Here is an 8,664-nt window from a genome sequence, read left to right as displayed (position 1 = left end):
ATGGCGTAACGACTTCTCGACTGTCTCAACCATAGGCCCGGTGAAATTGCATTACGAGTAAAGATGCTCGTTTCGCGCAGCAGGACGGAAAGACCCCGGGACCTTTACTATAGCTTGATATTGGTGTTCGGTTCGGCTTGTGTAGGATAGGTGGGAGACTGTGAAGCGGCCACGCCAGTGGTTGTGGAGTCGTCGTTGAAATACCACTCTGGTCGTGTTGGATGTCTAACCTGGGTCCGTGATCCGGATCGGGGACAGTGTCTGGTGGGTAGTTTAACTGGGGCGGTTGCCTCCTAAAGAGTAACGGAGGCGCCCAAAGGTTCCCTCAGCCTGGTTGGTCATCAGGTGGTGAGTGTAAGTGCACAAGGGAGCTTGACTGCGAGACTGACGGGTCGAGCAGGTGCGAAAGCAGGGACTAGTGATCCGGCGGTGGCTTGTGGGAGCGCCGTCGCTCAACGGATAAAAGGTACCCCGGGGATAACAGGCTGATCTTCCCCAAGAGTCCATATCGACGGGATGGTTTGGCACCTCGATGTCGGCTCGTCGCATCCTGGGGCTGGAGTCGGTCCCAAGGGTTGGGCTGTTCGCCCATTAAAGCGGCACGCGAGCTGGGTTTAGAACGTCGTGAGACAGTTCGGTCCCTATCCGCTGCGCGCGTAGGAGTCTTGAGAAGGGCTGTCCCTAGTACGAGAGGACCGGGACGGACGGACCTCTGGTGTGCCAGTTGTTCTGCCAAGGGCATGGCTGGTTGGCTACGTTCGGGAGGGATAACCGCTGAAAGCATCTAAGCGGGAAGCCTGCTTCGAGATGAGGACTCCCACCCCCATGAGGGGTTAAGGCCCCCTGTAGACGACGGGGTTGATAGGCCGGATCTGGAAGCCCTGTGAGGGGTGGAGGTGACCGGTACTAATAGGCCGAGGGCTTGTCCATAGCTGCTTGCGTCCACTGTGTTGTTCCCAGACAACAAACCGTTGTTGTCGGGTTGGCTTGAGTTTGTTCACTTAACTGAAGAGTGTGCTTGTTCGCTGACCCTTTGAGGGTTTCGGTGGTCATAGCGTTGGGGAAACGCCCGGTCTCATTCCGAACCCGGAAGCTAAGCCCGACCGCGCCGATGGTACTGCATGGGGGACCGTGTGGGAGAGTAGGTCACCGCCGAACAATTGTTGAGGACCCTTGGTCCCAGCGTGAGCGCTGGGACCAAGGGTCCTTTTTTGTTTTCGTTCCGGTGAGACCGGGAGTTAGAGGAGCGTAGTGATGACCACCAACGAGCCCGACCGGCGTGACGAGGACCGTGACGGCCGCGGCCGGCGTCGTGACGGTGACGGACGTGGTTTCGACCGGCGTGACGGAGACCGTCGCGGCGGTCCGCGTCGTACGGACGGCGACCGCCAGGGGCATGGGCCGTGGCGGCAGGATGACCGTCCGCGGCGTGATTTCCGGCGTGATGACGACCGGCCGCGTGGGCCCCGCCGTGACGATGACCGGCCGGGACGGGACTTCCGACGCGACGACGATCGGCCCCGCCGCGACTTCCGGCGCGACGACGACCGTCCGCGCGGGCCGCGGCGGGACGACGACCGCCGTGGAGACGACCGGGCGCGGGGCTTCCGCCGTGATGACGACCGCCCCCGTCGTGACTTCGGGCGTGGTGACGACCGTCCGCGGCGGGACTTCCGGCGCGATGACGACCGTCCGCGGCGGGACTTCCGGCGCGATGACGACCGTCCGCGTGGGCCTCGTCGTGACGATGACCGGCCTCGTCGTGATTTCCGGCGTGATGACGACCGGCCGCGCGGTCCTCGTCGGGACGACGACCGGCCCCGGCGTGACTTCCGTCGTGACGACGACCGCCCGCATGGGCCCCGTCGTGATGACGACCGGCCTCGTCGTGACTTCCGGCGCGACGACGATCGCCCCCGTGGGCCCCGGCGTGACGATGACCGGCCGAGGCGGGACTTCCGGCGCGATGATGACCGTCCGCGGCGTGACTTCGGCCGTAGCGATGACCGGCCGCGGCGTGACTTCCGGCGTGATGACGACCGTCCGCGCGGTCCTCGTCGGGACGACGACCGGCCCCGGCGTGACTTCCGTCGTGAGGACGACCGGCCGCGTGGGCCCCGTCGTGACGATGACCGGCCCCGGCGGGATTTCCGGCGCGACGACGACCGCTCTCGCGGGCCCCGGCGTGACGGGTACGGGCGTGGGCAACGGTTTGAGCGGCGGGATGATCGGGCGCGGGGGCCGCGACGGGAGGGGGAGCGGCCGCCTGTGCGGCGGTTGTCCATTCCCGACGACGTCACCGGGCTTGAGCTCGACAAGGCCGTACGGCAGGAACTGCAGAGCCTGCCCAAGACGCTTGCCGAGGACGTGGCCAAGAACCTCGTCATGGTCGCCCGGCTGCTCGACGAGGACGCCCCCCGGGCCTATGAGCACGCCAAGGTGGCGCTGCGGCTCGCGTCCCGCGTCGGGGCGGTGCGGGAGGCCGCCGGCTTCGCCGCGTACCACACCGGGAAGTACCAGGAGGCGCTGGCCGAGTTCCGGGCCGCGCGGCGCATGAGTGGGCGTCCCGACCTCTGGCCGGTGATGGCCGACTGCGAGCGCGGCATGGGCCGGCCGGAGCGGGCGCTGGCGATGGCCGGTGAGCCCGAGGTGCAGCGGCTGGACAAGGCCGGGCAGGTCGAGATGCGCCTCGTCGCCGCCGGGGCGCGGCGTGATCTGGGGCAGCCCGATGCCGCCGTCGTCACCTTGCAGAGCCCGGAGTTGGCGTCGACCGCCGTGCACCCGTGGACCGCGCGGCTGCGGTACGCCTACGCCGACGCGCTGCTGGAGGTCGGGCGAGAGGAGGACGCGCGGGAGTGGTTCGCGAAGGCCGTCGAGGCCGACCACGAAGGGCTCACGGACGCCTCCGACCGGCTGGCCGAGCTGGACGGCATCGAGTTCACCGACGCGCTCGACCCCGACTCGGAGGAGTTCGAGGAGGAGGCCGAGGCCGATGTCGAGGAGGACGCGGAGGTTTCTGCCGGCTCTGAGGTGAGCGACGCCGACTTCACCGACGAGGACGACCCCGCAGCCGCGGACGACGAGCCCCGCGCCTGACTCACCCCAGATCCAGGGCCCGCAGCACCAGCCCGGTGGCCGGCTTCGGGCCGAACGAGGTGGACTTGCGCGGCATCGTCACCCCGTCCCGCGCGAGTTCCCGTACGACGTCCTCCGCCACCGGCTTCATCAGCACCGCCGTCCCGCCCAGGCGCGCCGCCTGGGCGGCGGCGGCCTCGGCCTCGTGGACGTAGCCGATGTGCTCGGGGTCATCCGGGAGTTGCCATACGTGCTCGATGAGCGTGGCGTGCAGCACCGTGGCGTCCAGGGTGCGCCATGCCGCCGGGCGGTCGGTGCGTACGGTACGGGCCAGCAGGGCCGGGTCCGGGCGGTCGACCAGGTGCAGGCCGTCCTCGCCCGCCAGGAGGAACGCGTTGCCCTCCGTCTCTTCGAGCTCCCTCAGCGCCGCGGGCAGCGGTGCGTCGACGTGCCGGACGCGGGCTTCGTCGCCGACAAGGCGCAGGGCTTCGGCGGGCGGAAGCGTGCGCAGGACGCGGTGGATGCCGCGGACCACGAGCGGGTGGCGGGCCGTGTCGACGAGCAGGACCAGCCCGTAGCCCCACGGCCCGGTCCCGCCGGGCGGCGCCGGCCGTTCGGCCCGTAGCCGCAGATACGTCGCCCAGCGGTGGTGCCCGTCCGCGATGAGCGCCTGCCGCCGCGCCAGGTCCGCGCGTACGGCCGCGATCTCCTCCGTGTCCGTCACCGCCCACAGCCGGTGCGCGAAGCCGTCGTCCGTCGTCGTGGCCAGCAGCGGGGTGCGCGCCGTGGTGCGGGCGACGACGGCCGCCGTGCCGGTGGCCGCGCCGTCGCTGCGGTACGACAGCAGCAGCGGCTCGGGGTTGGCGGCGGTCTCGCGCATCAGGCCCGCGCGGTCGGCGACGATCTCGTCCATCACGTCCTCGTGCGGCAGCACCACGCCGTCCGCCGGTTCGCTGAGCGCCAGCAGCCCGATGACGCCGCGCTGCAGCAGGCCGCCCCTGCGCTGCTCGTACACGTAGAGCGCGGGCCGCGGGTCGGGCACGAGCACGCCTTCCGCGCGCCACAGGCGCAGCGTGTCGGCGGCGAGGCGGTGGCGGGTGGCGGGGTCGCCGTCCTGAGGGAGGATGAGGCGGACGATGTTGTACGGGTCGGCGGTCTCCAGGTGGTGCAGCCCGTCGGGCCGGACGACGACGTCGTACGGCGGGGAGGTGACGGCGGCGAGGCTGCGCACCCGGGACGGCGCGTAGCGCAGCCCGCGGAAGGGGCGGAGGTCGAGACCGGGTGAACGCTGCATGGACCGGATCGTATGCGCCGTGGCCGATGCGCGATGATCGAGCCGTGGATATCGCCCGTCCGAGGAGCCGCCGTCGTGACCAGCCAGCCCGTCAGGACCCGTACCGACGCCTGCGTGGAGCCGCTGTGCACGGCATATGACACGGCGCTGCTGGACCTCGACGGGGTCGTCTACATCGGCGGCGTGGCCGTCGAGTACGCGGCCGAGGCGCTGGGCGGGGCCCGGGAGAGCGGCATGCGGCTGGCGTACGTCACGAACAACGCCTCCCGCCCCGCGGCCGTCGTCGCCGGCCAGTTGACCGCGATGGGCGTGCCCGCGGAGCCGGCGGACGTGATCACCTCGGCGCAGGCCGTGGCGCGGCTGGTGGCCGAGGCGGTGCCGCCGGGGGCGCGGGTGCTGGCGGTCGGCGGGGAGGGGCTGTACGGGCCGCTGCGGGAGCGCGGGCTGCTCGTCGTGGAGTCGGCGGACGACGATCCGGCGGCGGTGGTGCAGGGGCACGGCGGTCCTGCGATGCCGTGGGGGCGGCTGATGGAGGCGGCGTTCGCGGTGCAGCGCGGGGTGCCGTGGTTCGCGTCGAACGCCGATCTGACGATTCCGACCCCCCGCGGCATCGCGCCGGGCAACGGGGCGGCGCTGGAGGTGGTGCGGCTGGCCACCGGCGCCGAGCCGCGGGTGGCGGGGAAGCCGCTGCCGCCGATGCACCGGGAGACGATCATCAGGACGGGCGCACGGCGGCCGCTGGTGGTCGGTGACCGGCTCGACACCGACATCGAGGGCGCGTACAACGGCGGCGTCGACGCGCTGCTGGTGCTGACCGGCGTGACGGGCGCCGCGGAGCTGCTCGCGGCGGAGCCGCGGCACCGGCCGGCGTACGTGGCGGCGGATCTGCGCGGGCTGTCGGCCGCGCAGCCGGAGGTGGCGGTGGCGGACGGCGACGGCGAGGGCCTCGTCGCGCGGTGCGGCGGCTGGAGCGCGTCCGCGGGCGGTACGGAGCCGGGCCTGCGGCTCGACGGTGAGGGGCAACCGCTGGACGGGCTGCGGGCGTTGTGCGCGGCGGCGTGGACGTATGCGGGGGAGGGCTCGTGCGGTCTCGACCCGGGGAAGGCGCTGGCCCGCCTCGGTCTGTGAGCGCGCACCCACTCCACCGTTTGATCAGGGTAGGCTAACCTAACTGCGTGTTGGTCGACGCCGCTCCCCGTACGGACAACGGACTCAAGGACGCCCCACCGCGCCGCCGGTGGTTCTCCCCGCGCGCCGCGGGACTGCTCGCCTCCTGTGCCGCGCTGCTGCTCGTCTGCGTGGCCAGCCTCGCCGTCGGCGCCAAGCCCATCCCGCTGGACCAGGTCTGGCACGGCCTCTTCGGCTACGACGGCAGCGACACCGACGTCGTCATCCGCGACATGCGCGTCCCGCGCACGATCCTCGGCCTCCTCGCCGGCGCCGCCCTCGGCCTCTCCGGTGCCGTCATGCAGGCCCTCACCCGCAACCCCCTCGCCGAACCCGGGCTGCTCGGCATCAACGCCGGCGCCTCCGCCGCCGTCGTCAGCGCCATCAGCTTCTTCGGCGTCTCCTCCGTCGCCGGCTACGTCTGGTTCGCGTTCGCCGGCGCCGCCGCCGTCTCCGTCGTCGTCTACGCCCTCGGCGGCAGCCGCAGCGCCACGCCCGTACGCCTCGCGCTCGCCGGCACCGCCGCCACCGCCGCGCTCTTCGGCTACGTACGCGCCGTCGAGCTGACGGACACCGCGGCGCTGGACAAGATGCGCTTCTGGACCACCGGTTCGCTCGCCTCCGCCGACATGACCACGATCCGGCAGGTGCTGCCGTTCCTCGCCACCGGCATCGTCCTCGCGCTGCTGCTGGCCCGCCCGCTGAACGCCATGGCGATGGGCGACGACACCGCGCGCGCCCTCGGCGCGCACCTCGCCCGCACCCGGCTGCTCGCCATGCTCGCCGTCACCCTGCTGTGCGGCGCCGCGACCGCCGCCTGCGGGCCGATCATCTTCGTCGGGCTGATGATCCCGCACATGGTGCGCGCCGTGACCGGGCCCGACATGCGCTGGATCCTGCCGTACGCGGCCGTGCTCGCGCCCGTGCTGCTGCTCGGCGCCGACGTGCTCGGCCGGGTGCTGGCCCGGCCCGCGGAGGTGCAGGTCGGGATCGTCACCGTGATCCTCGGCGGGCCGGTCTTCATCCATCTCGTACGACGCCGGAGGATGGCGCAGTTGTGAGAACGCTCAACGTACGCGGCACGAAGGGCGATCTGTCTGTCCGCCTCGACCTGCGCGCCCTGCTCGTCTGCCTGCTGCTGGCCGCCGCCGCGCTGGCCGCCGCGGTGGTCCTCGTCGGGACCGGGGACTTCCCCATTTCCTTCGCGGACGTGGTGCGCACGCTGTTCGGCGGCGGCGAGCCAGGGCAGGAGTTCATCGTCCGCGAACTGCGGCTGCCGCGGGTGCTCGTGGGGCTGCTGGTCGGCGCGGCGCTGGGGCTGGCCGGGGCGGTGTTCCAGGCCATCTCCCGCAACCCGCTGGGCAGTCCCGACGTGCTCGGCGTCTCGCACGGCTCCGCGGTGGGCGCGCTGGTGGTCATCGTGCTGTTCAAGGGCGGCTCGGAGGCGGTCGCGCTCGGCGCCGTCGCCGGCGGCCTCGCCACCGGGGCGGCGATCTACCTGCTCGCCTGGCAGCGGGGCGTGGCCGGCTACCGGCTCGTGCTCGTCGGCATCGGCGCCGCCGCCATCCTCACCGGCGTCATCAACTACCTGCTCACCAAGGCCGACCTGGTCGACGCCGCCCGCGCCACCCTGTGGATCACCGGGTCGCTCGGCGGGCGGGACTGGACACACGTGTGGCCGCTGATCGCGGTCTGCGCGGTGCTGGTGCCGCTCGTGCTGGCCTGCGGCCGGCCGCTGCGGATGATGGAGATGGGCGACGACACCGCCTACGCGCTGGGCGTCCCCGTCGAGCGGGTACGGCTCGTGGCGCTGCTGGCCGCCGTGCTGCTGACGGCCGCCGCCACCGCCGCCGCGGGGCCCGTCGCCTTCGTCGCCCTCACCGCGCCCCAACTCGCCCGCCGGCTGACCCGCGCGCCGGGTCCCAACCTGGCGCCCGCCGCGCTCATGGGCGCCACGCTGCTGATCGTCGCCGACTGGGCGGCTCAGCGCGCCTTCGGCGCCGACCAGGTGCCCGTCGGCGTCGTCACCGGCGTGCTCGGCGGCGTCTACCTCCTCTGGCTGCTCGCCGCGGAACGACGGGCGGGCCGGATATGACCGACCGAACGCCGGACAGGAGCCCAGAAGTGAGCCGTCTCTCCGCCGAGAACGTCACCCTCGCCTACGACAGCCGGGTCGTCGCCGAGCACCTGTCGGTGGCCGTGCCCGACGCCTCGTTCACCGTCGTCGTCGGGCCCAACGCCTGCGGCAAGTCGACGCTGCTGCGGGCGCTCGCGCGGATGCTGAAGCCGCGCACCGGCGCGGTGCTGCTGGACGGCGAGGCGATCGGCACGCTGCCGGCGCGCAAGGTGGCGCGGACGCTCGGGCTGCTGCCGCAGTCGTCCGTGGCGCCCGACGGCATCACGGTCGGCGACCTCGTCGCCCGCGGGCGCTACCCGCACCAGGGGCTGCTGCGGCAGTGGTCGCGGGAGGACGAGCGGGTCGTCCAGGAGTCGATGGCCGCCACCGGGGTCGCGGAGCTGGCGGATCGCTATGTCGACGAACTGTCCGGCGGGCAGCGGCAGCGCGTGTGGATCGCGATGGCGCTCGCGCAGCAGACGCCGCTGCTGCTGCTCGACGAGCCGACGACGTACCTCGACATCCAGCACCAGATCGACGTCCTCGACCTGTGCGCCGAACTCCACGAGACGCAGGGGCGCACGCTGGTCGCCGTGCTGCACGACCTCAACCACGCCGCGCGCTACGCCACGCATCTGATCGCCATGCGCGACGGGCGGATCGTCGCGGAGGGGGCGCCGAACGACATCGTGGACGCGGAGCTCGTCGAGCGCGTCTTCGGGCTCAAGTGCCAGGTGATCGCCGACCCGGAGACCGGCACGCCGCTGGTCGTCCCGGCGGCGCGCAAGGCGCGGGCGGGGGCGGGGGCGGGGGCGGCCTAAGCCTGAGCGGGGGCCGGTGCGCCCGCGCACCGGCACGGCCCGGCGGCGTCACCGGATCCGCGGCCGCTGCGCGGGCGCGCCGCGTGCCACTTCAAGGTCCGTGAGGTACGGTCTGTGGCTTGACGTCCTCCCCTGCCGGAGGGCAGAGGATCTTAACCCGATCGCTCGAGTTGTGGTTCGCGGTGCACCGG

Annotated in this window: 7 protein-coding genes and 2 rRNA genes (1 of these 9 running past the window's edge); 7 read left to right on the top strand and 2 right to left on the bottom strand. The window is 72.2% G+C overall.

Annotated features, from left to right (window positions below):
• Both OG946_RS06265 and rrf read left to right on the top strand, forming a co-directional pair.
• A 23S ribosomal RNA gene (locus OG946_RS06265) occupies window positions 1–930 on the top strand (it extends 2,200 nt beyond the left edge of the window).
• Window positions 931–1,041: 111 nt separating this feature from the next.
• Window positions 1,042–1,158: ribosomal RNA gene (gene rrf, locus OG946_RS06260) — 5S ribosomal RNA — on the top strand.
• On the opposite strand, the gene OG946_RS06255 is transcribed toward rrf, so the two are convergent.
• Window positions 1,147–2,208: a hypothetical protein gene (locus tag OG946_RS06255; protein ID WP_326795148.1), complete on the bottom strand. Its 1,062-nt coding sequence runs from the start codon at window positions 2,206–2,208 to the stop codon at window positions 1,147–1,149. The genes rrf and OG946_RS06255 overlap by 12 nt on opposite strands.
• Window positions 2,209–2,268: 60 nt before the next feature.
• Between OG946_RS06255 and OG946_RS06250 the strand changes: the two genes are divergently transcribed.
• A complete protein-coding gene (locus tag OG946_RS06250; protein ID WP_326795147.1) occupies window positions 2,269–3,096 on the top strand; it encodes a hypothetical protein in 828 nt (275 codons plus the stop codon).
• A gap of 1 nt (window position 3,097) precedes the next feature.
• Here OG946_RS06250 and OG946_RS06245 read toward each other — a convergent pair whose 3' ends face one another.
• Complete coding sequence (locus OG946_RS06245; protein ID WP_326795146.1) at window positions 3,098–4,369, bottom strand: DUF1015 domain-containing protein; 1,272 nt, start codon at window positions 4,367–4,369, stop codon at window positions 3,098–3,100.
• 75 nt (window positions 4,370–4,444) lie between these two features.
• Here OG946_RS06245 and OG946_RS06240 point away from each other — a divergent pair, with 75 nt between their 5' ends.
• From OG946_RS06240 to OG946_RS06225, 4 genes are read left to right on the top strand one after another with little or no spacing between them, the layout of a single operon-like run.
• Entirely contained in the window at window positions 4,445–5,497 is a 1,053-nt protein-coding gene (locus OG946_RS06240; RefSeq protein ID WP_326795145.1) for an HAD hydrolase-like protein, read from the top strand.
• A gap of 47 nt (window positions 5,498–5,544) precedes the next feature.
• Window positions 5,545–6,597 carry a FecCD family ABC transporter permease gene (locus tag OG946_RS06235; RefSeq protein WP_442814274.1) on the top strand — a complete coding sequence of 351 codons (1,053 nt, stop codon included), beginning with the start codon at window positions 5,545–5,547 and terminating at the stop codon, window positions 6,595–6,597.
• A complete protein-coding gene (locus tag OG946_RS06230; RefSeq protein WP_326795144.1) occupies window positions 6,594–7,631 on the top strand; it encodes a FecCD family ABC transporter permease in 1,038 nt (345 codons plus the stop codon). The genes OG946_RS06235 and OG946_RS06230 overlap by 4 nt, the downstream gene beginning before the upstream one ends.
• Window positions 7,628–8,473, top strand: a complete 846-nt coding sequence (locus tag OG946_RS06225; RefSeq protein ID WP_326795143.1) for an ABC transporter ATP-binding protein — start codon at window positions 7,628–7,630, stop codon at window positions 8,471–8,473. The genes OG946_RS06230 and OG946_RS06225 overlap by 4 nt, the downstream gene beginning before the upstream one ends.
• Window positions 8,474–8,664: the final 191 nt, after the last annotated feature.

This window comes from Streptomyces sp. NBC_01808, from assembly GCF_035917395.1.
In the GTDB taxonomy this organism is placed as follows: Bacteria; Actinomycetota; Actinomycetes; order Streptomycetales; family Streptomycetaceae; genus Streptomyces.
This window is presented reverse-complemented; position numbering and strand designations above follow the sequence as displayed.

Excerpts from the sequence above, each read along its gene's own strand:
- OG946_RS06245 (WP_326795146.1), bottom strand. The coding sequence starts at position 4,369 with ATGCAGCGTTCACCCGGTCTCGACCTCCGCCCCTTCCGCGGGCTGCGC.
- OG946_RS06225 (WP_326795143.1), top strand. The coding sequence starts at position 7,628 with ATGACCGACCGAACGCCGGACAGGAGCCCAGAAGTGAGCCGTCTCTCC.